Annotated in this window: 27 protein-coding genes; 8 read left to right on the forward strand and 19 right to left on the reverse strand. The window is 38.3% G+C overall.

Translation table 11 applies throughout. The features are described from left to right. Window positions 1–11 precede the first annotated feature (11 nt). The 8 genes from purF to AC1M85_RS09275 all read right to left on the reverse strand — a co-directional run bounded on the left by purF (window position 12) and on the right by AC1M85_RS09275 (window position 7,151). Complete coding sequence (purF, locus tag AC1M85_RS09240; RefSeq protein WP_035268762.1) at window positions 12–1,550, reverse strand: amidophosphoribosyltransferase; 1,539 nt, start codon at window positions 1,548–1,550, stop codon at window positions 12–14. Window positions 1,551–1,574: 24 nt separating this feature from the next. Then, on the reverse strand, window positions 1,575–2,159 hold the full coding sequence (locus tag AC1M85_RS09245; RefSeq protein WP_179998321.1) for a CvpA family protein: 585 nt from the start codon (window positions 2,157–2,159) through the stop codon (window positions 1,575–1,577). Window positions 2,160–2,162: 3 nt separating this feature from the next. After that, entirely contained in the window at window positions 2,163–3,167 is a 1,005-nt protein-coding gene (locus AC1M85_RS09250) for a quinone-dependent dihydroorotate dehydrogenase (protein WP_488212938.1), read from the reverse strand. 88 nt (window positions 3,168–3,255) lie between these two features. Then, the gene (locus AC1M85_RS09255; protein ID WP_180027608.1) at window positions 3,256–3,735 is read right to left on the reverse strand and encodes a type II secretion system protein M; all 480 of its coding nucleotides are present in this window, start codon (window positions 3,733–3,735) and stop codon (window positions 3,256–3,258) included. Then, window positions 3,735–4,877, reverse strand: coding sequence for a type II secretion system protein GspL (gene gspL, locus AC1M85_RS09260; RefSeq protein WP_488212939.1), 1,143 nt, complete (start codon window positions 4,875–4,877; stop codon window positions 3,735–3,737). The genes AC1M85_RS09255 and gspL overlap by 1 nt, the downstream gene beginning before the upstream one ends. A 42-nt stretch (window positions 4,878–4,919) precedes the next feature. Next, window positions 4,920–5,375 carry a phosphoglycerate mutase family protein gene (locus tag AC1M85_RS09265; RefSeq protein WP_488212940.1) on the reverse strand — a complete coding sequence of 152 codons (456 nt, stop codon included), beginning with the start codon at window positions 5,373–5,375 and terminating at the stop codon, window positions 4,920–4,922. 73 nt (window positions 5,376–5,448) lie between these two features. Then, the gene (locus AC1M85_RS09270; RefSeq protein ID WP_488212941.1) at window positions 5,449–6,522 is read right to left on the reverse strand and encodes an NAD(P)H-dependent glycerol-3-phosphate dehydrogenase; all 1,074 of its coding nucleotides are present in this window, start codon (window positions 6,520–6,522) and stop codon (window positions 5,449–5,451) included. Window positions 6,523–6,575: 53 nt separating this feature from the next. Next, window positions 6,576–7,151, reverse strand: a complete 576-nt coding sequence (locus AC1M85_RS09275; RefSeq protein WP_035268783.1) for a nitroreductase family protein — start codon at window positions 7,149–7,151, stop codon at window positions 6,576–6,578. A gap of 230 nt (window positions 7,152–7,381) precedes the next feature. Here AC1M85_RS09275 and AC1M85_RS09280 point away from each other — a divergent pair, with 230 nt between their 5' ends. Continuing rightward, the gene (locus AC1M85_RS09280) at window positions 7,382–7,765 is read left to right on the forward strand and encodes a hypothetical protein (protein WP_481595500.1); all 384 of its coding nucleotides are present in this window, start codon (window positions 7,382–7,384) and stop codon (window positions 7,763–7,765) included. A 50-nt stretch (window positions 7,766–7,815) separates the two neighbouring features. Here AC1M85_RS09280 and rhlB read toward each other — a convergent pair whose 3' ends face one another. Together rhlB and AC1M85_RS09290 are read right to left on the reverse strand one after the other, a co-directional pair. After that, window positions 7,816–8,967, reverse strand: coding sequence for an ATP-dependent RNA helicase RhlB (gene rhlB, locus AC1M85_RS09285; protein ID WP_092766139.1), 1,152 nt, complete (start codon window positions 8,965–8,967; stop codon window positions 7,816–7,818). A 106-nt stretch (window positions 8,968–9,073) separates the two neighbouring features. Beyond that, a complete protein-coding gene (locus AC1M85_RS09290) occupies window positions 9,074–9,286 on the reverse strand; it encodes a cold-shock protein (RefSeq protein ID WP_004824348.1) in 213 nt (70 codons plus the stop codon). A 387-nt stretch (window positions 9,287–9,673) separates the two neighbouring features. Here AC1M85_RS09290 and AC1M85_RS09295 point away from each other — a divergent pair, with 387 nt between their 5' ends. The 5 genes from AC1M85_RS09295 (at window position 9,674) to AC1M85_RS09315 (ending at window position 12,400) form a co-directional block, all read left to right on the forward strand. Further along, window positions 9,674–9,895: a sulfurtransferase TusA family protein gene (locus AC1M85_RS09295; RefSeq protein WP_035265917.1), complete on the forward strand. Its 222-nt coding sequence runs from the start codon at window positions 9,674–9,676 to the stop codon at window positions 9,893–9,895. Between the two features lie 141 nt (window positions 9,896–10,036). Next, complete coding sequence (gene rpoH / locus AC1M85_RS09300) at window positions 10,037–10,906, forward strand: RNA polymerase sigma factor RpoH (RefSeq protein WP_035265916.1); 870 nt, start codon at window positions 10,037–10,039, stop codon at window positions 10,904–10,906. Between the two features lie 117 nt (window positions 10,907–11,023). Beyond that, window positions 11,024–11,389, forward strand: a complete 366-nt coding sequence (locus AC1M85_RS09305) for a DUF423 domain-containing protein (protein ID WP_035265913.1) — start codon at window positions 11,024–11,026, stop codon at window positions 11,387–11,389. Between the two features lie 15 nt (window positions 11,390–11,404). Next, window positions 11,405–11,602: a sulfur carrier protein ThiS gene (thiS, locus tag AC1M85_RS09310; protein WP_035265912.1), complete on the forward strand. Its 198-nt coding sequence runs from the start codon at window positions 11,405–11,407 to the stop codon at window positions 11,600–11,602. A gap of 12 nt (window positions 11,603–11,614) precedes the next feature. Continuing rightward, window positions 11,615–12,400, forward strand: coding sequence for a thiazole synthase (locus tag AC1M85_RS09315; RefSeq protein ID WP_092766137.1), 786 nt, complete (start codon window positions 11,615–11,617; stop codon window positions 12,398–12,400). Window positions 12,401–12,431: 31 nt separating this feature from the next. On the opposite strand, the gene AC1M85_RS09320 is transcribed toward AC1M85_RS09315, so the two are convergent. Both AC1M85_RS09320 and AC1M85_RS09325 read right to left on the reverse strand, forming a co-directional pair. Then, window positions 12,432–13,091 carry a glutathione S-transferase family protein gene (locus AC1M85_RS09320; RefSeq protein WP_488212942.1) on the reverse strand — a complete coding sequence of 220 codons (660 nt, stop codon included), beginning with the start codon at window positions 13,089–13,091 and terminating at the stop codon, window positions 12,432–12,434. 264 nt (window positions 13,092–13,355) lie between these two features. Then, window positions 13,356–13,967, reverse strand: a complete 612-nt coding sequence (locus AC1M85_RS09325) for a glutathione binding-like protein (RefSeq protein WP_092766135.1) — start codon at window positions 13,965–13,967, stop codon at window positions 13,356–13,358. A gap of 209 nt (window positions 13,968–14,176) precedes the next feature. On the opposite strand from AC1M85_RS09325, the gene AC1M85_RS09330 reads away from it, so the two are divergent. Continuing rightward, the gene (locus AC1M85_RS09330; RefSeq protein ID WP_488212943.1) at window positions 14,177–15,622 is read left to right on the forward strand and encodes a SulP family inorganic anion transporter; all 1,446 of its coding nucleotides are present in this window, start codon (window positions 14,177–14,179) and stop codon (window positions 15,620–15,622) included. A 38-nt stretch (window positions 15,623–15,660) separates the two neighbouring features. Here AC1M85_RS09330 and AC1M85_RS09335 read toward each other — a convergent pair whose 3' ends face one another. Then, window positions 15,661–18,123 carry an ExeM/NucH family extracellular endonuclease gene (locus AC1M85_RS09335; RefSeq protein WP_488212944.1) on the reverse strand — a complete coding sequence of 821 codons (2,463 nt, stop codon included), beginning with the start codon at window positions 18,121–18,123 and terminating at the stop codon, window positions 15,661–15,663. A 210-nt stretch (window positions 18,124–18,333) separates the two neighbouring features. Between AC1M85_RS09335 and trmB the strand changes: the two genes are divergently transcribed. Then, entirely contained in the window at window positions 18,334–19,050 is a 717-nt protein-coding gene (gene trmB / locus AC1M85_RS09340; protein WP_481612479.1) for a tRNA (guanosine(46)-N7)-methyltransferase TrmB, read from the forward strand. 28 nt (window positions 19,051–19,078) lie between these two features. Here the strand turns inward: trmB and AC1M85_RS09345 are convergent, their stop codons facing one another. The 6 genes from AC1M85_RS09345 to AC1M85_RS09370 form a co-directional block, all read right to left on the reverse strand. After that, a complete protein-coding gene (locus tag AC1M85_RS09345) occupies window positions 19,079–19,855 on the reverse strand; it encodes a Rossmann-like and DUF2520 domain-containing protein (RefSeq protein WP_488212945.1) in 777 nt (258 codons plus the stop codon). Between the two features lie 85 nt (window positions 19,856–19,940). After that, window positions 19,941–20,966, reverse strand: coding sequence for a lysozyme inhibitor LprI family protein (locus AC1M85_RS09350; RefSeq protein WP_488212946.1), 1,026 nt, complete (start codon window positions 20,964–20,966; stop codon window positions 19,941–19,943). A gap of 128 nt (window positions 20,967–21,094) precedes the next feature. Continuing rightward, window positions 21,095–21,994 (reverse strand): lysozyme inhibitor LprI family protein, encoded by a 900-nt coding sequence (locus AC1M85_RS09355; RefSeq protein WP_481589789.1) that lies wholly within the window; start codon window positions 21,992–21,994, stop codon window positions 21,095–21,097. A 191-nt stretch (window positions 21,995–22,185) separates the two neighbouring features. Beyond that, complete coding sequence (locus AC1M85_RS09360; RefSeq protein ID WP_481586674.1) at window positions 22,186–23,421, reverse strand: dihydroorotase; 1,236 nt, start codon at window positions 23,419–23,421, stop codon at window positions 22,186–22,188. Window positions 23,422–23,431: 10 nt separating this feature from the next. Beyond that, on the reverse strand, window positions 23,432–24,448 hold the full coding sequence (locus AC1M85_RS09365; protein ID WP_092766128.1) for an aspartate carbamoyltransferase catalytic subunit: 1,017 nt from the start codon (window positions 24,446–24,448) through the stop codon (window positions 23,432–23,434). 307 nt (window positions 24,449–24,755) lie between these two features. Further along, window positions 24,756–25,373, reverse strand: a complete 618-nt coding sequence (locus tag AC1M85_RS09370; protein ID WP_481612475.1) for a LysE family translocator — start codon at window positions 25,371–25,373, stop codon at window positions 24,756–24,758. Window positions 25,374–25,427: the final 54 nt, after the last annotated feature.

Consider the following 25,427-nt stretch of genomic DNA (forward strand, 5'->3'; position numbering starts at 1 on the left):
AAAACTATAAATTAATTTTCTTTAATACCACTCAGATCAACTGAGGCTGCATCAATATTTAGATCGATATAACCATCTTTGGTTTTCTTGGCAGAGTCATTACGCTTGCGCTCTAAACCATCGAGATATGACTCATCAATGTTACCCGCAACGTAAATACCGTCAAATACTGAGCAGTCAAAGTCAGTTAACTCAGGTACTTTTTTCGTACGAACAGCTTGCTTTAAATCTTCCAAATCTTGGAAAATCAAACGATCAGCACCAATCATTTCACGAATTTCTTCAACATCACGATTTGAAGCAATTAATTCGTTTTTAACTGGCATATCAATACCGTAGACATTCGGGTATTTCACCATTGGTGCAGCCGATGCAAAGAAAACTTTTTTAGCACCGGCGTCACGCGCCATTTGAATAATCTCATTACACGTTGTGCCACGCACAATTGAGTCATCTACAAGCAATACGTTCTTATCTTTAAACTCTAATTCAACTGGATTGAGCTTTTGACGTACAGACTTTTTACGCAACTGCTGACCCGGCATAATGAAGGTACGACCGATATAACGGTTTTTCATGAAACCTTCACGGAATTTCACACCGAGTGTATTGGCAAGTTCTAAAGCGGATGTACGCGAAGTATCTGGAATAGGAATGACAACATCAATGTCATGGTCCTCACTCCATTCACGCAGGATTTTCTGCGCCAACTTCTCACCCATTTTCAAACGTGCTTTGTATACCGAAATTCCATCAATGATGGCATCTGGACGAGCAAAATAAACATACTCAAAAATACATGGGCTATGATGTGGGTTAGCCGCACATTGCTTCGTGAATAGATTACCCGCATCATCAATAAAAATTGCTTCACCTGGCATCACATCACGTTCAACTTTAAAACCAAGCGCTGTTAAAGCAACTGATTCGGAAGCAAGAATATATTCAACACCATCATCGGTATCACGCGATCCCAAAATTAAAGGTCGAATACCATTTGGATCACGGAAGCCAACTAAACCATGACCTGTGATCATCGCAACAACAGCATAACCACCTTTACAACGCTCATGCACACGAGTGACTACATGGAAAATATCATCCGCAGTCGGTGTAAGTTTGCCGCGTTTTTGTAATTCATGTGCAAAAACGTTTAATAACACTTCTGAATCTGAATCAGTATTCATGTGACGTAAATCTGTTTTAAACAGATCATCATGAATCTCGTCAGCATTGGTTAAATTACCATTGTGCGCTAAAGTAATACCATAAGGAGAGTTTACGTAAAATGGTTGTGCTTCAGCGCTACTCGATGAGCCAGCTGTTGGATATCGGACATGACCAATTCCGTAATTACCTAACAATGCACGCATATGACGTGTATGAAATACATCACGCACCATGCCATTGTCTTTTCTCAAAAAGAGACGACCATTATGGCATGTCACAATCCCTGCAGCATCTTGTCCACGATGTTGTAACATCGTTAATGCATCAAACAACATTTGGTTAACAGGTGATTTACCAGCTATACCAACAACTCCACACATAGCAACCTCGCAGACAAGCTAGGATTAATAAAAAGGATTATTCGTTGAATGAGATGACGAATCATCTTGTTCAGAAGATGATTGACGAGAAGAATCTGATGATTGATTCGACTCTTCTGATTTCATATGACTTAAAGCTTTTGACGCTGTCTCTTTGGTGTACTCAGTCGCTAAAGGCGCGTAAGGCAATAAAGTTTGAATAAACTTAGATTGTTTCCAATGTGGAGAGCTCTCTACAAATGAACCAATCCCTTGCATAGTAATGAGGACGATTAAGAGACCTTTCAAGGTGCCAAATGCACCACCTGCCAATCGATTTAATGGACCAAGCTTTAAGCTTTTCAGCAACCGATTTAATATTGCAGTGACGATCCAAGTCAAAACAACAATAATCAGAACAATAAAAGCAAATGCCGCTATTTTTTGAACCACAGGATCTTGACTGAGTGCGGACATTGAAGGCGCAATTTGACCCGCAAATTTTGCACCCATAATGAGTGCAAAAATCCATCCTACCAAGTTCGCAAAGGCTTTAACGAATCCTTGACGCAAACCGTTAAGCCCTCCAATGAGCAGAATAATCAGTATAAAGATATCGATGGTATTCATAGATTAGGTCATAGCTTGTACGCAATCTTTAATCAGTTTTGGCCCTGTATAAATTAGACCACTGTAAATTTGAACCAATTGCGCACCCGTTTGCTGTTTAGTCGCGGCTTGATCACCACTAAGAATACCACCAACACCAATCAATGGGATTTGACCTTGAAGTAATTTTGAAAATGCAGATAGACATTGTGTACTTTTTTCAAATACAGGCGCACCAGATAAACCACCTGCTTCATCACCATGCGCTAAATTTTCTACACCCTCACGTGACAAAGTCGTATTGGTCACAATCAGACCATCAATTTTAAATTGAATTAATTGAGATGCAATAAATTCAATATCTGACTCAGTTAAATCTGGGGCAACCTTTAATACCAGTGGAACATAGTGTTGATATTGTTCAGCAAGTTCAAGTTGACGATTTTTTAAAGTTTCAAGAAGTTCTGTTAATGCATGTCCACTTTGTAAACTACGTAAGTTCTTGGTATTCGGAGATGAAATATTAACAGTAATATAAGATGCATAATTATAAACTTTTTCTAAACAAATTAGATAATCAGTTACAGCATCTTCAACTGCTGTATCGGCATTTTTACCGATATTGATGCCTAATACACCTTTATAATTTGCTGCTTTAACATTCTCAACCAGCTTATCTACACCATCATTATTAAAACCCATACGATTAATAATCGCTTGAGCCTCTGGAAGGCGGAATAAACGCGGTTGAGGATTACCAGACTGAGGTCGAGGGGTAATGGTTCCAATTTCGATAAAACCAAAACCTAAACTCGCAAGTGCATCAATATATGCACCATTTTTATCTAAACCTGCAGCCAAACCAACTGGGTTTGGAAATTGAATACCCATACAAGTCACTGGCTTTGGGTCTATTTTTTGACGCATTATGCCAAACTTATATGTCGATTTAAGCATTGATAATGTCAAATCATGTGCACGCTCAGGCGCCAATGAAAATAGAAATGGACGAGCAAGCGAATATAACATATCTCAAAAACTGCGGTTTTTTAAGTTGCCACATTATAGGCTGAGTATGCCCAAAACGCTATGCCTGTCATAGGTTTATTTTCACCACTTACTGTACTGATGCTGTTAATTTAATCGCAGCTCCAGACTTAATAAGTTCCAATTTTTCAACACTTAAACCCATTTGAACCAATTGGGTAAGAAAATTTGCGAGGATCGCGTAGTTTTCATGCTCAGCACTGATCATCAATTTATTATCGCTTGGTTGTGTGACCACAGATAATCCTGCTTGTTGTGCCACACGCTGAATTTTATCCGAAGGTGTTAGGCTTAAATCTGTTGAAGATTTCATTGTCACCACATTGGATTGCATCCACACCAATGTGTCTTTCAGTTCATTCAATCTTTTTTGCTGATTATCTGCTGCTTCATGCATTTTCCACAAAGCAGAACCAATCAATGCGACGACAACGATAATCGTTGCAGCGATGACAAGTACACGCTCACGTACACTCAATGACGATAAATAGTCATCAATCTTTTCAAATAATTGATCAAATTGATTTTGAAATTTTTCTAAAGTTTTCATTATTGTACTTTCACCAAACCAACGACCATTTTATCCTGAGTTTGCACATTCCCAAGTTCAGCTTTGAAGCCTTGCTGATTCATTTGCTGAATTAGATTTTGTAATTTTTCGGATGAGTCCGCCACCAAATCCATACTTAAACCAGATGCTTCATAAGAAACACGATTTGCGATAATTTGATGTTGCATTAAAATCGGACCTACACGGCTGATTAACTGTAAGACCTCAGTATTTGCAGGTTTACTCATCCGCAAATTACTTTCAAATTGGCTTCGCAAATTTTGCTCATTGAGACGACTATTGGGTCCAAACCAAGATTGATATTGCTCTACCGCAACCAAAGCCGTTTGATCAGATACTTTTTTTAACTTTACCCAACGCACTAAATCATAACTGAATTGCACTACAAGCAAGCCCACAAGCAGTGCTGCACATGCTTTCCAATAGCCTGAGATTCCACCCTCTGTGTTTTTTGCTTTAGGCAAAACATTGAATGGATGATTCTTTAATTTTTTTTCAGCTTTAAATACATAATTAAAGCTTTCCCGCTCATTTTGTTCCGTTGCATGAATCAAACTCATCATCTGATCATCATTTAACCGATCATGCAAAATATGTATAGGCTTTGGCAATAGATCCAAAAACAATGCTAAATCATCAATCGCAAAACCTTGACTTGATCCTGTTCTCGCCAATAAATGCCCATGAATATTGGCTAAAATGGTTTGTCCCTTTTCTGGCACTGGTAAGACCAAAAAATCGGGTAATAGCGCAACCACTTTCACCGGAATCAAGTTCAGAGCATGTTGCATTGTTTGAACTTGGTATTGACTGATCCCCATTACTGACAATTGATCTGGTGCCTCAAATTGAGTGAGCACTTTCATCTGATCAATGGAGTGAATGGTATATTCTTCAAGTAAATATTTAGCACCTTCGCTTCCAATTTGCTTGAATTGCGCTTTGGGCATATTCTGTTCAATAATTTGCACATCATGGCTTGAAAAGAATACAACAGCTTCTTGTCCATGATACGGTTGAGTATCTTGAATTAACTCTTCTAGCGTTGTTGATGAATTCCAATTTTCACCATTTGACCAGAGCCAAACCCCATTCGACACTGGCATCCATAAATACAACATTAATTTTATTCTGCCGTTTTATTCATTAAACACTTATGGTTATTAAGCTGACGGTACAAAATGTTTTAATTTTGTGGAAAGTCCCGCAGCAATGACTGTCTGATCATAAATCCGCGCTTCAGCAAGTGCAAAAGGATTAAAAAATTCAGACGTAATAATTTCTTCAATATATGCCACAACATTCATATGACATACAACCACAATATTCTCAAAAGGTAGTTGAGATAACCACTCAACTGCAACTTTAGCATCATCGTCAGGTTTAATTTTATCACATACTAAAACTTCAACATTTGGAAAGAGTTGCTGTATATGTTTTAAAGTTTCCTGCGCCCTGAGCAAAGTACTCACTACAAATATATCAGGTGCTACTACGTCTTTTAAAAAGTGCGCAGTTTGTTCAGCTTGAATATGACCCCGCTCAGTCAGTGGTCGTTTCGAGTCATTACCATTAATTGGTGGAGCGGCTTCACCATGACGAACTAAAGTGAGTTGCATTTGTTTTCCCTAAACCATGTGTCATCCATCATATCTAAACATTATGACAATGATGATAAACCATTCATTAATCTTAAACTTTATGATGCGGCAATACGAATTCAACATCACTTCGATGACCATTCTTCATCAAAGATAATGCAATATGTAATGGTGGTGCACCTTCATAAATCACTTCATAGAGTGCTGTGGTGATTGGCATATAGACATCAAGCTCTTTGGCTCTTGCATTCACTTGCACAATGGTATTAATCCCTTCAGCTGTTTGCCCCAGTTCCGTCGTTGCCTGCTCTAAGGTTTTACCTGAACCTAAAGCAAATCCAACTTGATAATTTCGACTTAAGGGACTATTACACGTTGCGAATAAATCGCCAACACCAGACAAACCTAAGAATGTCAGTGGATTTGCACCTAGCTGTACAGCGAAGCGACTCATTTCCGCCAACGCACGTGTCAAAATCATGCTTTTGGTATTTTCGCCAACGTTATAAGCTGCAGCCATCCCCATTGCGACAGCATAGATATTTTTAAGTGCACCTCCAAGCTCCACGCCATGTACATCATCGCTTCCAAATACACGAAATAGTGCACTGTGTAATGCTTGTTGCACTGCATATCTCACCAATTCAGAATGGCTGGCAATCACTGTTCCAGCAGGCATTCCTGACATAATTTCTTTCGCTAGATTTGGGCCCGAAAGGACGCCATAAGGCACTTCTGGAAGCTCTTCACGAATAATATCACTCATGAAACTAAAGGTTTTAGCTTCAATCCCTTTTGTGAGTGATACAACTGCCTGAGCGGTGATAAAGGGCTTAATCTTTTTGAGTACATCTCGGAATGAATGGCTCGGAATAGCAACCAAAATAATGTCTCGATCTCGAACAGCTTTTTCAAGATTGGATTCTGCTTTTAATGCTGGCTCAAGGTTATAATCTGGCAAATATCTTGAATTTACATGTGTTCGATTGATTTCATTCGCAATTTCCTCATCACGGATCCAAATCATGGTATCACAACCATTTCGTACTGCCGTATTCGCCATGGCTGTACCAAAACTACCACCACCAAGAATCGTAACGCGCAATGCTGTTTTATGATCAATTGCAACTGGCTCGACCAAATCTGAAAACTTTAATTCCGACATTCTTTTAAATCCTAAACATTCTTTTTCTAATCGTTAAATTTGCAATGTTGCAATTACGGCTGCCAAAAACTGACGAATGCATCTGTTTCAATCTCAGCGCGTGGTGCAATCGCCTTAAAAGCAGTCCCTACATAAATGATACCTGAAATTAAATCATGCGTTTGTAGCCCAAGCTTTCTTTTAAATAGATCTGACTCCACAACAGCACCACTGCGCCACATGGTATTGAAACCCTGAGCTTGTAAACTGAGCAAAAGATTTTGTATTGCAGCGCCTGAACTTAAAGTTTGCTCAAAATATGGAACTTTCGCATGATCATGAAATCGTGTTACAGCGATAATCAGCATAGGTGCACGCATAGGATGATGACGTACGCGTTCAATTTGAATTGAATCAGTTTCACCAAGGTCTGCTACTGCTTCACTGAGTAAAACACCAAATGCTTCACGTTGCTCTCCTTTCACAACAATAAATTGCGTCGGTTTCAGACGATGATGATCGGGTGCGGTTAAAGCGGCTTTAAAAGCTAATTCTAATTGTTCTGCGTTAGGATGAGGTTCTACCAAATGACCAACGGATTGACGCTGATGAATATTGTCATGCACTACTTGAGAAAATTGATCTGACATTTGAAGACTAATCTTTAAACTAACACTATGTACTTAAGCTTAGCATAAACATTGAAAACTACTCTACAGTTATACTTATACACGAGGCATCCAGCATAATTACAATCAAACATAAATCAGGCATTTTACTTCAAAATCGATACAAAACATGCTTAATTCTTTGGAATTTAAGCCCTAGCATACATGACTGAGCTCCAAACTTAATATTGCAACGCTAGAGGAAAAATAAAATGAAAAAATTAATGACATTGGCTTCTGTAGCTACTGCAACAATTCTCCTGAGTGCTTGTGCATCAACACCTACTGAAACACTTGCTATTCAAAAACCAAACAATCAATATGAAGTGTCAGGATTAGGCAAAACCCAAGTTCTTGCAAAAAATAATGCAATTTCTGCCGCGAACAAAACTTGTGGTAAGAATTCTGCACCTGTCTTAATTGACGAAAAAACTGAATATAACGGCGCACTAAAAGGTGTTGTGGATGAACAGACTGGTAAACTTATTACTGCAGCTTCATCAGTTCTTGGCTCTGTGATTGGTACTAAAAATACAATCGAAAAAGACACTGACTACCAAACAACAATCACCTTCAGCTGTAATTCAACTCGCTAAAATTTCCTATAAAAAAAGTCCCTTTGATGGGACTTTTTTTTATTGAGCAATTAGCAATAACCATCTAAACGTGTCAATGGAATCTTTTGACCAATCGCTTTTTCGATCTCAGGTAAATAAAAAGCATCATCTTCTGACAAGAAACTGATACTCACCCCTCTTGTTCCTGCTCGACCTGTACGACCTATACGGTGTACATAATCATCAGACTGCTCAGGCAGAGTAAAATTAATCACGTGTGACACACCATCCACATGAATACCTCGACCAGCCACATCTGTTGCGATCATAATGTTGTGTTTGCCATTTTTAAATTGATCCAACATCTTTAAACGTTTATCTTGCGCGATTTCACCAGATAACATCACTACCTTGTAACCATCACGCTTAAGATGATCATACAGCTTACGGACCTGATCACGGCGGTTTGCAAATATCATAACCTTTTCAATGGGCTCATCACGCAATATTTCTTGCAGCAATTTGTATTTATCTGATTTCCCAACCACATAAACACGTTGCTCTACGTCAGCATTGGTTTTTTTCTCAGGCTCAATTTCGACAGTAACAGGTTCAAATAACCATTGTTGAGCAAGATTGAGTACATCATAACTAAACGTAGCAGAGAACATTAAAGTTTGACGTTGTTCTTTGCGTGGAGAGAATCGCACAATGCGTTTAACAGAAGGAATAAATCCCATATCCAGTAAACGATCTGCCTCATCAATGACTAAAAATTCAATTTGATCCAACCAAATTTCTTTTTGTTCAGTAAAATCAATCAAACGACCTGGTGTCGCGACAAGAATATCTACGAAATTTTCATCCAGTTGTTTTTTTTGCTTATCGAAGTCTACACCACCCACCAAAGTCACAACATTTAAGTCGGTAAACTTAGTCAGATCACGTGCATCGTTTTCAATTTGAATCGCAAGCTCACGCGTTGGTGCCATAATTAGAGCACGGGGTTCACCACGATAACGCTGTGTTTGTATCGGATTGTTCAATAAATCATTAATAACACTAATTAAGAATGCTGCGGTTTTTCCTGTGCCTGTTTGTGCACGTCCAATTGCATCATGCCCTGCCAACGTATATTTCAATACTTTCTGTTGAATGGGGGTCATTTCATTAAACCCTAAAGCATCAATCGCTTGCTTAAGTTGCGGATGTAAATTAAGGGTTTCGAAACCTGATGACATATAAGGGGCTCTACAATCAATATTTGATAATGGTCTATAGTATAAACAAAAAACGCCCCAATTTATCAAAATTGGAGCGCAACCTAATTTTCAGTGAAAAGTAGGATTAGTCTAAAGGCTGAACTTCTTCAGCTTGAAAACCTTTTTGACCTTGTACAACGCTGAATTCTACGCGTTGACCGTCACGAAGTGAACGGTGGCCTTCACCTTGAATAGCACGGAAATGAACGAATACGTCATCACCGCCTGCGCGTTGAATAAAGCCAAAACCTTTAGTATCGTTAAACCACTTAACAACGCCTTGTTCGCGAGCTGTCATAAGTTAATCCTCAGTTGGTAAGAAAAGGGACCACCCGGTGTTGCAAACAGCAGAGCAAACAAATTTTAAAACATTTTTTATTTCAAAGCTTGTAATCATTCTGTAAAACTATTAACAAAATCCCGGTTATATCCATTATAAATAAGGCTTAGAGAACAAATTTCTCTACGCAATCCTTAAGTACGCATTGAGCTTAACATGGGTACAACACAATTAATAGAAAAATTTTAGCTAATTATCTAACTAAAACTTGTATATTAATCACACAAATTTAGTGCAAAAATTGCACTTTATTTGAACAGTTCATCTAAATCATTTAATTTTATTCTTAAGTCACACTTTTGCTAGAATAATGACCAACTTTATTATTCAATCTCGTGTTTTACTATGTCTCAAGTGTTAATCGATGCGATGGGTAAACCTTGCCCTTTACCTTTACTGCTACTTAAGAAATCGATGAAACAAAATAGTGCACCTCAGCAATTTTTATTAAAAGCTTCAGATCCGAACAGTCAAATCGATATTCAACGTTATTGTCAGCTACATAAATTGACATGCGCATTTAAACAAGTTTCGGATTCTGAATTTCATTACGTGATTGAATCTTAGGTGTTTTCATCTAAATTAATCATGGATAAATATTGTATTTAAATTTACATTTCACTACCCAAATTCGCTTAATTCTGTATGCTATAAGGATTAAGATGAATGTAATTGGTTTTTTAAACTATTTTCCTATAAGGAGTACTCATGACTGACAGCAGCAATCAATTGATGCCCCTGTCATTGTCTGCGCCCGGGGTCAATTTAGGTGCTTACATTAGTACTGTAAACCAGATCCCTATTTTGACAGCTGAACAAGAAAAAGAGTTAGCTGAACGTTATTTTTATGACCAAGATCTAGACGCAGCTAAAATGCTGGTGATGTCCCACCTTCGTTTTGTTGTGCATATTGCCCGCAGTTACGCAGGTTACGGCTTACCTCAAGGCGATTTAATCCAAGAAGGTAATTTAGGCTTGATGAAAGCCGTAAAACGCTTCGATCCCAATATGGGAGTACGCTTAGTTTCTTTTGCAGTACATTGGATTAAAGCTGAAATCCACGAATATGTGATTCGTAACTGGCGTATTGTTAAAATTGCGACAACTAAAGCTCAACGTAAACTGTTCTTCAACTTAAGAAGCTTAAAAAAATCGAGCAAGAAATTAACGCTCGAGGAAGCGCAATCTATTGCGGCTGATTTAAATGTAACAGCTGAACAAGTTCTTGAAATGGAAGGTCGTTTAACAGCTTATGACGCAGCCTTCGAAGCTCAATCCGATGAAGATGATGAAAGCTCAGTTCATGTCGCTCCTGCGCTTTACTTAGAGGATAATCGTTATGACCCTGCTCGTTTAGCAGAGGAAGAAGATTATGAATCTCAGAGCACCTCTGCTTTACATGAAGCAATGGATCAGCTGGATGATCGTTCACGCAATATTTTACAGCGCCGCTGGTTAGATGATGATAAGTCTACGTTGCATGAATTAGCAGCCGAATATAATGTTTCCGCTGAACGTATTCGCCAGCTTGAAAAAAATGCCATGGACAAGATCAAGATCGCCATGTCATCAAATTAATACGATTACAAAAAAAGAGCTATAAGCTCTTTTTTTGTATTTACGCTATGCAAGTTTAAAAAAATCGTACGTCATGTATGCTATCGTATGACGCAATTTTCGATTGGGAATAACCTGATGTGGATCTCAATATCAGCCATTAATTTAGCGCTTGCCGTAATGCTAGGTGCTTTCGGCGCTCATGGCCTTAAAGCTCGTGCAACCGAAGCCCAACTGACATGGTGGCAGACTGCAACTGATTATTTCTTTTATCATGCAATTGGATTATTAATACTCGCACTCATACCAAAAATAATTCCAAACTTTTCAACTCAATTCAGCTTTATCTTCATCCAGTTCGGTATCATTTTATTTTGTGGATCTCTATATCTCATGGCTTTAGGGCTCCCGCGCGGGTTAGGGGCAATTACACCTCTTGGTGGAGCATTGATGATTATTGGCTGGCTACTTTTAGCATGGCAAGCATTCAAAATTCAACATTAATTTGAAGGTCATCTGATGAATATTTTTTTAAATGGCGAGTCGATTCAAACGCAATGCCAAAACTTATTAGAACTGGTTCAAGAATTATCGCTAGAAGGTAAACGATTTGCTGTTGAAAAAAATGAAATGATCATTTCAAAAAGTAAACTAGCAGATACCCCTATTTCAGATGCTGACCGTATAGAAATAATTCATGCTGTTGGCGGTGGTTAACTCGGAGTAAATATGGAAGATAGTCCGTTGATCATAGGATCACGTTCATTTAGTTCACGACTATTAGTGGGCACTGGAAAATATAAGGATATGCAGGAAACTGACTTAGCAATCCAAGCCAGTGGTGCTGAGATCGTTACTGTTGCAATCCGTCGCGTAAACATTGGTCAAAATCCAGATCAACCTAACCTACTCTCAGTGATTCCACCGGAAAAATACACCATTCTTCCCAATACAGCTGGTTGCTTTGATGCCAATAGTGCCATTCGCACTTGTATGCTCGCACGTGAACTTTTAGATGGTCACAATTTAGTCAAGCTTGAAGTATTAGGTGATGAAAAAACGCTTTATCCTAATATTACTGAAACCTTAAAAGCTGCAAGAACATTGATCGATGATGGTTTTGAAATCATGGTTTATACCTCTGATGATCCTATCGTCGCGCAAGAACTTGAGAGTATGGGCTGTGTCGCTATTATGCCTTTGGGGAGTTTAATTGGTTCTGGTTTAGGTATTCTTAATCCACATACCATTTCTATCATCAAAGAAAATGCCAAAGTCCCTGTATTGGTGGATGCTGGGGTTGGTACAGCTAGTGATGCTGCTATTGCGATGGAATTAGGTTGTGATGGCGTACTCATGAACACTGCAATTGCTGCTGCACAGAATCCGATTCTAATGGCTTCTGCTATGAAAAAAGCTGTTGAAGCTGGACGCGAGGCTTATCTTGCTGGTCGTATGCCACGCAAACGTATGGCAAATGCAAGCTCTCCAGAAACTGGATACTTTTTTAAATAAAAAAAACCCACTTTTTAAAGTGGGTTTTTTCTTAACTCACTCGACGATACAAAGGATCATCCAATCCATCAATTTTGATAAAGTTAGGTAAATCTTTTATTCTTTCAATCCAAGCGCGTACGTTTGGATAAGGCTCTAGAGAAATATCACCCATAGGTGCTAACGCGACATAGACAAACACTGCGATATCCGCAATAGTTGGTCTATTATTCGCTAACCATTCACGGTCTTTGAGCACACCATCTAAAATAGCCAAAGATTTGTGACCACGTATTTTCGCCTCTTTAAATGTTTGCTCAGTACTTTCTAATCCCAAACCATTGTATGGACCTTTGAAAGACAATATCGCGCGTGCCGTGAAAACCCCGAATTGCATCCAACTGGCAGCAAAGGCAAGCCAATCTACAATTTTAGCTTGTTCTACTAAATCTTCAGACCACCATGTGTTTTTATCTGAATATTTACCTGCTAAATACACCAAAATTGCGGCAGAATCAGTTAAAACAATATCGCTATCTACTAATGCTGGCACTTCACCTTTAGAATTAATTTTTAAAAATTTCTCACTATGCTGTTCATCAATGAAATAATCTAGTTCTACAATTTCAAGATCCACTTTCAATAATGCTGCTAAAAGACGTACTTTATAACTGTTACCTGATTCGTTGTAAGAATATAATTTCAAACTCATTTTTTAGTCCAACGATTTAAATACAAAATACAAATATCATATTTAAATCAGCAACTTAAATAATGTTTAGTTCAAAAAATATCATGAATAACGATATCTTATTTAATGAATTACCACTGAATCTGAAACGAATTATGATGAAAAATTTGTCTTTTTAATGCTCTCTATTTCTGAAAAATATTTGTGAAATTTCTTTGAAAATTTTTGAGTAAAAAAAGAGCCTTTCGGCTCTTTCTCGAAACAAACGGAACGAAACCTTACCTGTTAAGGAATCAATCCTTCATCTCGCATCGCAATCTGTACAGATTGACGCTCTGCAACTTTATTGCGTATATGAATAATATTTTTATAAGGACTCAAGTCATGTTCAATATGATTAGACCAATTGGTGAGTACAAATAAGTACGCATCTGCAGGTCCAAAATTATCATCTACCAAATAATCATTATTAGATTCACCAATGGTTTTATCAATGAAAGTCAGTAAACGATCAACTTCGGCATACGCTTTTTGTTTAGCATCGTCCGTGAGTGGTGCACCGAAAAACACTGCATAAGCATCGTGTAATTCAGAATTTAGATAACCAAGCCACTCCAGTACTTTTGCTCGACCTAATCCAGAAGGTGGAATTAAATCTTGAGCAGGATCATGCTGTGCCAAAAATGGTAAAATTGCGACATTTTCCGTTAAAATTAAGCCAGGATTAATTTCTAGCGCCGGCACATAGCCTTTAGGATTAATTGCGAAGTAATCTTCGCCTTTTTCAGTGGTATGAGTTTTAAGATCGACACGAACCAAATCAAAATCAACATTAATTTCATTTAAAATAATATGCGCTGCGAGTGAACATGCACCTGGCGAATAATACAACTTCATACTTTTTCCTTGTTATCTAACTACTATCATTTTTAAATTGCTTCACGCTTTTTTTCAATAAGAACTGTTTTTTAAATTGCAAGCAAGCGTAAACATCGATGATCTCCTTATGAATATTGTGCAGATTGAATTAATTTTCAAGCTTTTTTCAGCTTTTATTTGTGTGATGTTTTACCATAGCGCTGCTACATCTTTGTGAAAGGCAAATTGTGATTTATTTAAAGAAAGATCAGTGGTTTTCTAACATTCGAACTGACGTACTTGCAGGCTTAGTCGTAGGCTTAGCTTTGATTCCAGAGTCAATCGCATTTTCGGCGATAGCTGGCGTTGATCCTCAGGTAGGTCTGTATGCCTCATTCTGTATAGCTGTTACGATCGCCTTCTTTGGTGGTAGGACTGCTATGATTTCGGCTGCTACAGGTGCGATGGCGCTGCTGATGATCACTCTTGTTAAAGAACACGGATTACAATATTTATTGGCAGCTACGATTCTGACAGGTGTAATTCAAATTATCGCTGGATATCTCAAAGTCGCAAAACTTATGCGTTTTGTTTCCCAGTCAGTGGTCTATGGTTTCTTAAATGCTTTAGCGATTCTCATTTTTATCGCTCAATTTCCAGAAATTGCTCAAATGAATAGCTTAGGCTATATATTTTTAGCGATTGGTTTATTGGTCATTTACGCATTTCCCTATTTACCCAAAATCGGAAAAATCATACCATCGCCATTAGTGTGTATTATTGTACTCAGTGTATTGGCACTTCTACTTGGCGCTGACATGAGAACAGTTAGTGATTTAGGTGCATTCCCAGATACCTTGCCTGTATTTTTAGTTCCTGAAATTCCATTCAATCTCGACACTTTACTTATTATTTTACCGTACTCTCTCACGCTCGCCACAGTTGGTTTGCTTGAGACCATGATGACTACGACTGTGATTGATGAAATGACTGAGTCTGAAGGAGATCGTCATCAAGAATGTCGCGGTCAAGGGATCGCGAACATGGTAAGTGGCTTTATGGGGGGGATGGCTGGATGTGCAATGATCGGGCAATCCATCATCAATGTCAGCTCAGGTGCAAGAACAAGATTATCGACATTAGTGGCTGGTGTTTTTTTGCTATGTCTCATGGTCTTCTTTAAAGATTGGTTGGCTTATATTCCTATGGCTGCTTTAGTCGCCATTATGATCATGGTCGCGTTCACGACATTTAATTGGGATTCAGTAAAAAATTTCCGCAAACATCCCGTGCAAAGTAATGTTGTCATGCTTACTGTCGTGATGATTGTTCTTGCAACACATAACCTTGCTCTAGGCGTATTGATTGGTGTAATTCTGTCAGCCCTATTTCTCATTAATAAACTCGAGAGTGAAGTAAAAGTTCAATCTGAATTAGAAAATCACGTGCGCTACTATACGGTGAAAGGTCAAATATTTTTCAGTAGCGCAGAAATTTTTTATGCATTTTTTGATTTCAAAGAAGATATCAAGCAAGTAGAAATAGATCTCAGCTATGCTCATATTTGGGACATCACTTCTGTCAATATGTTAGCGAATGTCGTAGCTAAATTTGAAGCTCAAGGGACTCAGGTACGTGTGATTGGTTTAAACCAAGCGAGCGTAACATTGATAGAACGTATCTCAAACACTTAAAAAAAGAGCCAAATGGCTCTTTTTTTTACTGCTAAGTTTTAGGAATAGTTTCTGCGTCTCCAACCAACCAAGGCTAACAGGCTTAATCCTAAAATGGATAGCCAGTTCAACGAACCACCACCTGACTTAGTGTCACGCTGTGGCTGCTCAGCATTTGTTGAGCTGTTGAGCTCTAAGTCGACAATCACTGGATCATGATCAGATGATCTAAATGCATGATCAGCATAAAAGAGCGACTTCTGCTCTGTAGTCTTAAATTCTTCGTTATAATCTAGATTCGTTGGCTCATCAGCGTTGATGTGCCATACAAATGCACGCTTAACCGCAGGAAATAACGAAGCATCAGCTAAAGCATGATCCAAATTACCGGCTCCACCAAATCCAGCTTTGTTACTGTCGACACCAAATACATAGGTATACGCCTGTTCGCCGAGCCCTACAACTTTGTCCGCCAGTACATTCGTATAATTAGCACGCTCTAAAGCCAAGATAGGATCTTCTTTTGCATAACTGTTTAAATCTCCAATCAAGAGCGTATTCGGATGACCTGTAATTTGCATTGGATTCTTTGCAATCCACTGCATGAGTTGTTGTACCGCTTTAACTCGTGTCGCATTCCAACACCCCTGACCATCACCTTGATCCGCATCAGCAGATTGATCATTTGAAGGACAACTTCCTTTAGACTTCAAATGATTCGGAATAACCGTAAAGATTTTACCGCCACTCACTGGTTGAAAACTTTGAGCAAGGGTCACTCGATTTCTTTGTGACTGGTCATCAAACACTGCAGCAGCGTTAACAGGTTTTACACGCTTACTGTTGTAAATAATCGCAACAGCAATCGCATCATCACCTAATCGATTTGAATTTGGCGGAGTGATATATTTCCACTCCGATCCAAGTGCTCGTGTTAAATATGCAATCGCACTATTTTCACCATAACCATTATTCGCAATTTCCATTAAACCAAATACATCAGCATCGATTTCTTTCATTGCACTGACTATTTTGGTATGTTGCTTCTCAAACTCAGCTTTGCTGCTAGCACCTCGCTCAGTTGGAAAACCATTTAAACCATTATCATAGTTCAAAACATTGAAAGCCACGACACGGGTTTGGTTTGAATTTTTCTGAATCATTGGTGGCCGCGGGTTATTGGCTTTAATTTGGATTTGAGTACGACCTTGTACAGGTTGAATACGCCAAGAATTAAATCGATATTCTAGAATACCCTCAACAGCATTTAACTGATCACCTGCACGTAGGGTATTTAAAGCACTAAACTGACTTGGCAATGTAGGCGTTAAATTTTGTGCATTATATCCATCATCAAGTTCAATTTTGGACAAAAGATTTTTTTGCGCCAATGCCGTTGCTTCTGCTGATTTAGCTGGATAAATATTGGTCGGCATAAACAAACGTCCTAGACTTAATGACAGTTGTCCGTAGCGACCATAATTGTAATTTTCACTTACCGTTAATGTTTGAGGTATTTTAACCAACATACCTTGATAACGCTTTGGCGCATGCCCTGAAGCGTTAGTTAAACTCTCAAATGGTAACTCGATTGATAATGGCGTTATCCAAGCGCTTGCCGCTTGATTACAAGTTAAAATATTTTCGGATAAATTATCAATCTGTAACTGATTTTGATATTCAGTTAATCGACCTTTAAGAACGACTTCTTCTCCGACTTTTCCTCCTTTTATAGGACTTGAAGCAGGAGCATATACAAAAATCGCGTTAGTTAGATCGGGTTTTGCTTTGGCATCAGGGGTTTGGATATAGAAACCTGAGAATCCATTCGCATAACGATAATCCGCAGTAATCACCCCCTTCACAGTATAGTTTTGATTCTTAGCTGCTTGTGAGAGTTCAGCGATAGGTGTATTCGCAGAGTTACAACTTAGAGTCGTCGGAGATGGCTCTATTGGTTCATTTGTACTAATCGCTAAATACTGGTTAAAAGCATTGCGATCCGACCATTTAGCCCACTCTTTTTGAATTTCAAAGGGTGCAGATGGATCTATCGAAACGACATCATGTGTTTTCTTTGTACGTTCAAAGCTTAAACCGGTTGCCCAGTTTTGCTGTATTCCAATCGCACCAAAACGGTCGACAGCCACATTGTTTTTATAGAGAACAATTGCATCATCGCCATTAAATGATAGGTTAGCAGTTTGCTGAACTGCTTCACCCAATTCAGTTTTTAAATTTGAATGTCCAATTAAAAAGTGCTGCTGAGCTGTTAAAGTTCCTTGCAGCTTAATCGTCAAATTCGCGGTGGTTAGACCATTCGGAAATATTTTTAATTGATACGCGGATAAATCAATAACACCTCCATCTGGATTATATAGTTCAATACCTTTCTTGTTATTATTACCATCCACATACTGGCTGATCATGAGTTCAGCATACGGCGTTGAACTAAATCCGATCAAACATAAAGATAATGTGAGTTTATTGAACACCCATTTATTTAGCGTTATTTTATTCATTCTAAGTCTTATTCATTGTTCATATTATTTTCCAAGCATAGTGTACAGGCATGACAAGTAGATGAACAATTCATGACATTTTGAAAAAGTTCATGAATAGATCGACAAATCATTAATAGCTACGTAGCGCTTTCAGGTATAAAAAGGTTTGACTTAGGAGTCTCAGGTCTTAAAATACCGCATTCGAATTTTTTCTCATTTGCCAAAGTTATGTCGAACGATCAATTAGACCCGCAAGTTGTAGAATTAGACAACTTGAACGAGCATCGCGAAATTGTCACATTTATGCGCCGTTCATCTCCGTTGAATACTTCTCAACGAACTGCGCTTGAACAATATGGTCACTTAATTTTGGAATATCCTGTTGGTGATTTACGTCAGCAATTTGAGCATCCTGAACGTCCATTGACGGTTGAAATCGGTTTCGGTATGGGGCGCTCTCTTGTACTTATGGCAAAAGCCAATCCTGAACGCAATTATGTCGGCATCGAAGTACATGTTCCCGGCATTGCACAATGTGTATATGAAGCGGGTCTGGCTGGTTTGACAAACTTACGTTTACTTGATGCGGATGCAATTCAAGTTTTGCGTGAAATGCCAGATAACAGTATCAATGCAATTCAACTTTATTTCCCCGATCCTTGGCAGAAAAAACGTCACCATAAACGTCGCTTTGTCTCACACGATCGTATGCCTTTAGTTGAAGAAAAACTTGAAATGGGTGGAACATTCCATGCTGCAACCGATTGGGAACCCTATGCAGAATGGATGTTAGATGTATTAGATAACCGCCCTCGTTTAGAAAATATGGCGGGTAAAGGTAACAGTTATCCTCGTCCTGACTGGCGTCCTCAAACTAAGTTTGAACGTCGTGGAATTGAAGAAGGCCATAAAATTAACGACTTCTTATTTAAAAAGATTCAATAATAAAAAAACAGGACTTAAGTCCTGTTTTTTATTCTGATTGTCTTTTATAAATTTGATCACTCACCACACTATACACTTGGCTTAAATCCGTACGTCCAGCCTGCGCAAGCATCTCTTGATGCATATGGATAATGTTTTGATCACCACGCATCGCTGGACCAGTTTGCACCTGTTTTGGGGGATTTAAAGTCGCTTTTTTCGCAGTTTCCAAAATCAATGGGTACAATAAATTAAAATCGACTTTTTGTGCATCTACGAGCTGCTTAGCGACGTCATAGCAGTAGTTGGTAAAGTTACACGCGAAGACAGCTGCTAAATGCAAACTCAAGCGCTGTGTTGAGTCATATTGATAAACCTTTTGACTCAACTCTTTTGCCATGTGAGTCAAGGATGCTAAATCCTGGTCGCTCATCGCTTCAACAAATATTGGCGTACTCAACCAATCAATTTGACTTTCAAAGCTAAAGGTTTGTAGTGGATAGAACACACCTGCACGCTCATGATATTGCGTGATTTTAGAGATATGGGTACTGCCAGACGTATGTACAATTAAAGCCTGAGTAAGCTGTTTTGCAACTTTTTCAGCAACTTCTTCAATTGCCTTATCACTCACCACCAATAATGCAATATCAACAGTGTCTTCGAGAGCTTCAATTGCATTGCATGGTCTAGCTCTTACTAAAGCCGCCAACAAATTGGCTTTAGATTGCTCTCGACTAAACACTTGGACAATCTCATGATGCTGACTCAATACCTGAGCCAAATGATGAGCTACGCGCCCTGCTCCAATCACACTAATACGCATATCGCTTCCACATATATTCTGTATACCTAAGCATGCCGATAAAAAAAGAGCGAATCAATTCGCCCTTTTGCTATATTGTAATGAATTAATTAAACACATTGTTTAGGTACACAATTCTCTCATTGGTCTTTTGAATGAAACATTTAGAATATTGCATCTCAACATTCATTTGATTCATTTCATTGTCCCAATATTGATAATGTTGCTGATAAGTTTCGCGTTCTTTTTCTGGGATACTTTCAATTGACTTTTGAGAGACCACTTTACAGTCCACGTCACGACGTTCGAACCATTCAGTTTGATCGCTCTTTAGCTGCTCTTTTTGTTCGCCGCTCAAATTATCCCAAGTTAAATTAAGTCGCTCGACAGCTCTTGCTTGCTCTTTATCTAAATCAGATTTTCTCAATTGCATAGCTTTGAGTGCCAAGGCCTTTTGTTTTTGTTGAACAGCCTCATACTCTTCGTAAGCTTTTGATTCATTCTGATTTGCTTTACGAAATGCTTCAAATTGAACAGCATATCTCGTCATACTTGCAGCAATATCTAACAATGCATTATCAGGTTGCACACTCAGCATTAAACCTTCTTTATCCGTCTTGGTAATCTCATAATTCAAAGTGCCTGTGAGCTTATCTTGCCCATAACTGATATTGCCATGAACATCATTAATCCAATGTTGGAGCGTATAACTACCTTCGTCATGTTCACATTCGTATTCGCAAGGTTTTTCAAGGTATGCATTTTCAGCACGACGTTGAAGCCCCTTCGGCAGGTGGATAACTAACTGGCTTGAACACGTCAGTTTGTTTGTTGCATTTGAAGGATCATTCATTGTTGTAATCGACTTTAGTTCAAATCTAAGCGATGAGTTGATTTGGGAAAGTAATTTTAAATCTGACTCATACTGATGTGTTGCTTTTAAACGACGATCTAAAATGTTGTTATATTCCTGTTGCACAAAGCGTTCAATTTCTTTGACATTCGTAGGAGAAGTACAACTCCAATCAGCAATTTCTACATTCTGTGAGGTGTCTTTGCTTTTCTTATTCAGATCACAACCTGCAACGAAGATGGTAGAGATAATCAAAGCCAATTTAATCTTATACGTCATTTTTTATACCGCATATTTATAATTTTGACATATTTAATCAAATAAAAAACAACAACTCCATCACATTTTTATTTTTTTAAAATTTGATGCGTAAAAGCTAACGCTCAACAACCCTGTTTAATCAATGCCTAACTTAGAGTGAAAATTTTTTGCTGTAATTCAGATGTTCGACTAATCGCCATATTTGTTTCGCAATTCAATCGAAAAACTTCAGGATTATCGGCGCCTTCACTATTTAATTTACATTCTAAATTACGCTTTTTTGCCCACAGTTCTTGCTCGTATTGTATTTTTTGGCGTGCTTGAAGTGAAGCTCTACTCCATACAGAATTTAGATCTTCATTGGCTTGATCTAATTTAAGTTGTGCTTCAGCAATAAGAATGGATTGATAATCATCTGATGTTTTATTTTGCTGATTTAAAAGTGCTTGTTTCTTTTGACGATCTAACACTAAAGCCGTCAAACGTGATGGTTTTAAATGGGCATCTATTAGAACTTTTTGCATAAAACTGGTGAAATGTAGTGCATTCACCAATTGTACAGTTACTTCATGCTCTGAAATTCGTACACTATAATTTAACTCAGTAGAAATCTGATTGTTCTCAAAGTTTAATTGAGAAAGTGCAGCTGATTCTAAAACATTTGACTCTCGATTTAATGCGCGCGATACATCAGCATCCGTCAGATAATTTGATGGTAGTTCAGCAGTGACTCTTGCTGTACACATCGTCTGATCAGAGGATCTCATTTTCTTTATTTTATCAATGTTTTCAATTTTAAATTGAACTGGTTTCAAACTACGCTGTAAGAGTTGACCATCTATAATAACTTGATCATTTTCTATAATACTTTTGAGTTGAGTCGCTGAGATATTCGCGATGTCTTTATGGATGACTTGTTCGAGTTTTAATTGCACTTCAGGTTGATCACAACGATTAAAAGCATACATGATTGAATACACTTGTTGGCATCCTGACAATGCACCAACCATGCACAATGTGGTCAATGTTTTCATCCGAAGTTTCATGCTACTCCCCCAATCAAACTCAAGCTCTTGATACCAAACCTCATTGGTTTTGTTTTGATTCTTATTAAAGCTCTCAGTTAAATTTTATTAAAAAATACAGATCTTCATAAAATATACTGAATCATGAATTATTCAATCATCCAAAATAAAAAAGGCCGATATTAATCGACCTTTAAATGATTGAATTCACATTATTTTATGAAAGTACGAATTACCTTACCTTTGACTTTTTGATTAATCAACGGTGTATTTTTACCTTGAGAAATAATAGAAGATTTATCAAGTGTCCATTCCAAATCTGGATCAACCAGCACCCATCCAGCCTGTGCTTTCCATGTCTCAGTCATTTGTGCAACAGCAGCTGGCGCACTCGTTACTTTTTCAACCCACTCTAATGGACTAAATAAACCTTCTTCAATCAATTTGATTCCAAAAGGAACATATGAATCAAAAGCAGTAAAACCTGGCAAAGTCTCTGCAAAAGGTGCCATTTTTGCAGAACTACTGAGTGGTTCATGATGCGTACAAATCGCGTCAATTACTCCAGATTTCACTCCCTGACGAAGTAACTCTTTATCAGACTCTGAACGCAAAGGTGGACGTACATGTGCCAAGGAATTGAATCCATCAATTAAAGATTCCGTAAGATGTAACTGATGCATTGCAACATCACACGTGACTGGCAATCCTTTTTCCTTCGCGATACGTATTAACTCAACCGAAGCACCACAAGACAGTAATCCGAAGTGTGCGCGGACTTTTGTCGCCTCTATCATTAATAGATATTTTGCGATCGCGACCGTTTCTGCCAAAGCAGGAATCATTGGTAAACCTTGGCGTGAAGCAATAAAGCCTTCATGCACACAGCCATCTTTCGCAATTTGAGGCTCTTCAGCATAGAATACGACAGTTAAATTCAAACCTGCAGCATATTCAAGCGTACGAAGCACCACATCGTCATTCGCAAAAGGTGCATTTGCATTTGATACAGCAGTACAACCACCCTTTTTTAAACCTGCCATGTTGGCTGGTTGATTTCCTTGAAGCCCTTGTGTTTGTGCACCTATCACTTCAAGGTAAATCCCGCCATCTAACATTGCCTTTTCAACAAGACCATGAATTAAAGCACCATTGTCCTGAACGATAGGTTTTGAATCTGGTGGGGTAAATACATGTAAAATGCCATTTTCACGTGCTGCTTTACCTTCAGATTTCAACGTTCCATGTTGTTGTTGACCTGGCTCTCGTAAACGTGCACACAAATCAACCATCGTTGGCATCAACCATTTGCCTTGCCCATCGATGCTTTCATGCACATCTGAAGTCGCTTCGATGCGTTTTCCATCTTGAATAAAAATAGTTTGTATTTGATCAGTTTGAGCAATTGGATCTAGGACGCGTACATTTTCGACTTTAACAATAGACATGACTGATTCCTTATACCGCAACTGCTTCAATTAAACCTTGTTCTTGTAACTGACCCTGCATCGCCAGCGCGAGAACTGCCATACGCACCGCAATACCATTGGTCACCTGATTCAAAATCACTGATTGAGGACCATCTGCAATACTTGAATCAATCTCAACACCACGATTCATCGGCCCTGGATGCATCACGATACAATCAGGTTTGGCCAAAGCCAAACGCTCTTTGTTCAAACCATACATTTTGTAAAATTCAGCTTGTGAAGATAATGCAGGTGAATCGATACGTTCATTTTGAATACGTAAAGTAATGATGACATCACAATCCTTAATCCCAGCTTCCATATTGTTAAATAGGCGAACACCTTCACCATATTCATCGAAGCCATAAGGAAGTAACGTATTCGGCGCAATCACACGAATATCTTTACAACCTAATGTTTGCAATGCAGCCACATCAGAACGTGCAACTCGTGAATGTTTAATATCCCCAATGATTGCAATGGAAATATCTTCAAATTTTTTATTGGTTTCACGGCGAATCGTAAGCATATCCAACATTGCTTGTGTTGGATGCGCATGACGTCCATCACCCGCGTTGATAATCGCAACAGTTGGACAAACATCCTTCGCAATAAAATGTGCAGCACCCGATGAAGAATGTCGAACCACAAAGATATCAGCCGCCATTGCTTCTAAATTCCACAGTGTATCTCTCAGTGTTTCGCCTTTAGAAGTACTTGAGCGAGCAATATCAATATTGAGCACGTTGGCAGAAAGACGTTTTGCCGCTGCTTCAAATGTCGTTCGTGTACGTGTCGAATTTTCGAAAAACAGGTTCATTACCGTTTTGCCTTCAAGCATATTATTGGTAATGAGCTGATTTTGGTCATTAAAAAAGGACTGTGCAGTGTCCAATATTTTTGTAAGAGTTTCTTTTGAAAGGCCTTCGATGGTGAGGAAGTGTTTGAGATTCCCATCTTGGTTGAGTTGAATCTGGCTCGGTGTATGCAATGCAGCGAAGTGCATGAGAGATTCCTTATACGTTAAGTCAACGTATTATACAGATTCTAAAATGATTTGGCAGTGACCCACACTGCAGCTGATCAATATCTAACTTAATCACGACTTATGATGTTTCATAAAATTTTTCAAAAACTTAATTTAACCAAAAGCATCCCATTGAAATCTTCTAATTCCCTCAAAATTAGGCTCCAAACTCCTACATAAAATCTTGTTTATCTTTATTTTGATACATCTGTTCAATCAAATTTCCCTGAAATAGTGAGTTAGATTATAAAAATAGAAATTTTTAATAAATGATCCACTCATAGTTTTATGGATATGTTAAAAAATGAGTGAGACACATCTGTATAGCAATCACGATTAAAAGACTTCCCATCACCCTATTCAAAATTCTTGCTCGATTTCCCACATTAAGAAACTGAGCCAATTTTTCCCCTGCATATCCCCAAAGCCATAAAGAGACATAGCAGACCATAAAATAAATCAAAACAAAAAGCGCTAAATAAACACTATTCTCTGAAGCTGAAAATAGAGCTGTACCTGAAACAGCGGCAATCCAAGCTTTTGGATTCAGCCACTGCATTAAAGCACCTTGCGTAAAATTTGGAATTTTCTCTAGATCTTGTTGATCCGTTTTAATTTTCTCGTCTTTAGCACTTAAAATATTCCAGCCAATCCAAACCAATAGAGCCGTTCCTAACAGCGCAATAGCATCCAAAAGAACCGGATACAATAAAATAATCTGATATAGACCAAAGCAAACTGCTGCAAGTAAAGCAGTAAATCCAATGGTAGCACCTGAAATAAAAGCAAAAGTTTTTCGAACACCAAAGTTCATACTGCTACTGAGAATAGTTAAATTAACAGGTCCAGGAGAGATAGACATCGATAATGAAAAGGTAAACATAGAGAAAATTAAAGCCAGCATATTTTTTTATCTTTTAGTGTTTTTTAGTTTTATGGGGCTATATCAACCAGTTTC

It is taken from the genome of Acinetobacter sp. 24-47-64, from assembly GCF_057737055.1.

Excerpts from the sequence above, each read along its gene's own strand:
- AC1M85_RS09350 (WP_488212946.1), bottom strand. The coding sequence starts at position 20,966 with ATGACGTATAAGATTAAATTGGCTTTGATTATCTCTACCATCTTCGTT.
- AC1M85_RS09295 (WP_035265917.1), top strand. The coding sequence starts at position 9,674 with ATGTCTCAAGTGTTAATCGATGCGATGGGTAAACCTTGCCCTTTACCT.
- AC1M85_RS09335 (WP_488212944.1), bottom strand. The coding sequence starts at position 18,123 with ATGAATAAAATAACGCTAAATAAATGGGTGTTCAATAAACTCACATTA.
- AC1M85_RS09275 (WP_035268783.1), bottom strand. The coding sequence starts at position 7,151 with ATGTCAGATCAATTTTCTCAAGTAGTGCATGACAATATTCATCAGCGT.
- purF (WP_035268762.1), bottom strand. The coding sequence starts at position 1,550 with ATGTGTGGAGTTGTTGGTATAGCTGGTAAATCACCTGTTAACCAAATG.
- rhlB (WP_092766139.1), bottom strand. The coding sequence starts at position 8,967 with ATGTCATCAGGTTTCGAAACCCTTAATTTACATCCGCAACTTAAGCAA.
- AC1M85_RS09255 (WP_180027608.1), bottom strand. The coding sequence starts at position 3,735 with ATGAAAACTTTAGAAAAATTTCAAAATCAATTTGATCAATTATTTGAA.
- trmB (WP_481612479.1), top strand. The coding sequence starts at position 18,334 with ATGTCGAACGATCAATTAGACCCGCAAGTTGTAGAATTAGACAACTTG.
- gspL (WP_488212939.1), bottom strand. The coding sequence starts at position 4,877 with ATGTTGTATTTATGGATGCCAGTGTCGAATGGGGTTTGGCTCTGGTCA.
- AC1M85_RS09345 (WP_488212945.1), bottom strand. The coding sequence starts at position 19,855 with ATGCGTATTAGTGTGATTGGAGCAGGGCGCGTAGCTCATCATTTGGCT.
- AC1M85_RS09365 (WP_092766128.1), bottom strand. The coding sequence starts at position 24,448 with ATGCACTTCGCTGCATTGCATACACCGAGCCAGATTCAACTCAACCAA.
- AC1M85_RS09370 (WP_481612475.1), bottom strand. The coding sequence starts at position 25,373 with ATGCTGGCTTTAATTTTCTCTATGTTTACCTTTTCATTATCGATGTCT.
- AC1M85_RS09280 (WP_481595500.1), top strand. The coding sequence starts at position 7,382 with ATGAAAAAATTAATGACATTGGCTTCTGTAGCTACTGCAACAATTCTC.
- thiS (WP_035265912.1), top strand. The coding sequence starts at position 11,405 with ATGAATATTTTTTTAAATGGCGAGTCGATTCAAACGCAATGCCAAAAC.
- AC1M85_RS09315 (WP_092766137.1), top strand. The coding sequence starts at position 11,615 with ATGGAAGATAGTCCGTTGATCATAGGATCACGTTCATTTAGTTCACGA.
- rpoH (WP_035265916.1), top strand. The coding sequence starts at position 10,037 with ATGACTGACAGCAGCAATCAATTGATGCCCCTGTCATTGTCTGCGCCC.
- AC1M85_RS09270 (WP_488212941.1), bottom strand. The coding sequence starts at position 6,522 with ATGTCGGAATTAAAGTTTTCAGATTTGGTCGAGCCAGTTGCAATTGAT.
- AC1M85_RS09325 (WP_092766135.1), bottom strand. The coding sequence starts at position 13,967 with ATGAAGTTGTATTATTCGCCAGGTGCATGTTCACTCGCAGCGCATATT.
- AC1M85_RS09245 (WP_179998321.1), bottom strand. The coding sequence starts at position 2,159 with ATGAATACCATCGATATCTTTATACTGATTATTCTGCTCATTGGAGGG.
- AC1M85_RS09320 (WP_488212942.1), bottom strand. The coding sequence starts at position 13,091 with ATGAGTTTGAAATTATATTCTTACAACGAATCAGGTAACAGTTATAAA.
- AC1M85_RS09290 (WP_004824348.1), bottom strand. The coding sequence starts at position 9,286 with ATGACAGCTCGCGAACAAGGCGTTGTTAAGTGGTTTAACGATACTAAA.
- AC1M85_RS09360 (WP_481586674.1), bottom strand. The coding sequence starts at position 23,421 with ATGTCTATTGTTAAAGTCGAAAATGTACGCGTCCTAGATCCAATTGCT.
- AC1M85_RS09265 (WP_488212940.1), bottom strand. The coding sequence starts at position 5,375 with ATGCAACTCACTTTAGTTCGTCATGGTGAAGCCGCTCCACCAATTAAT.
- AC1M85_RS09355 (WP_481589789.1), bottom strand. The coding sequence starts at position 21,994 with ATGAAACTTCGGATGAAAACATTGACCACATTGTGCATGGTTGGTGCA.
- AC1M85_RS09305 (WP_035265913.1), top strand. The coding sequence starts at position 11,024 with ATGTGGATCTCAATATCAGCCATTAATTTAGCGCTTGCCGTAATGCTA.
- AC1M85_RS09250 (WP_488212938.1), bottom strand. The coding sequence starts at position 3,167 with ATGTTATATTCGCTTGCTCGTCCATTTCTATTTTCATTGGCGCCTGAG.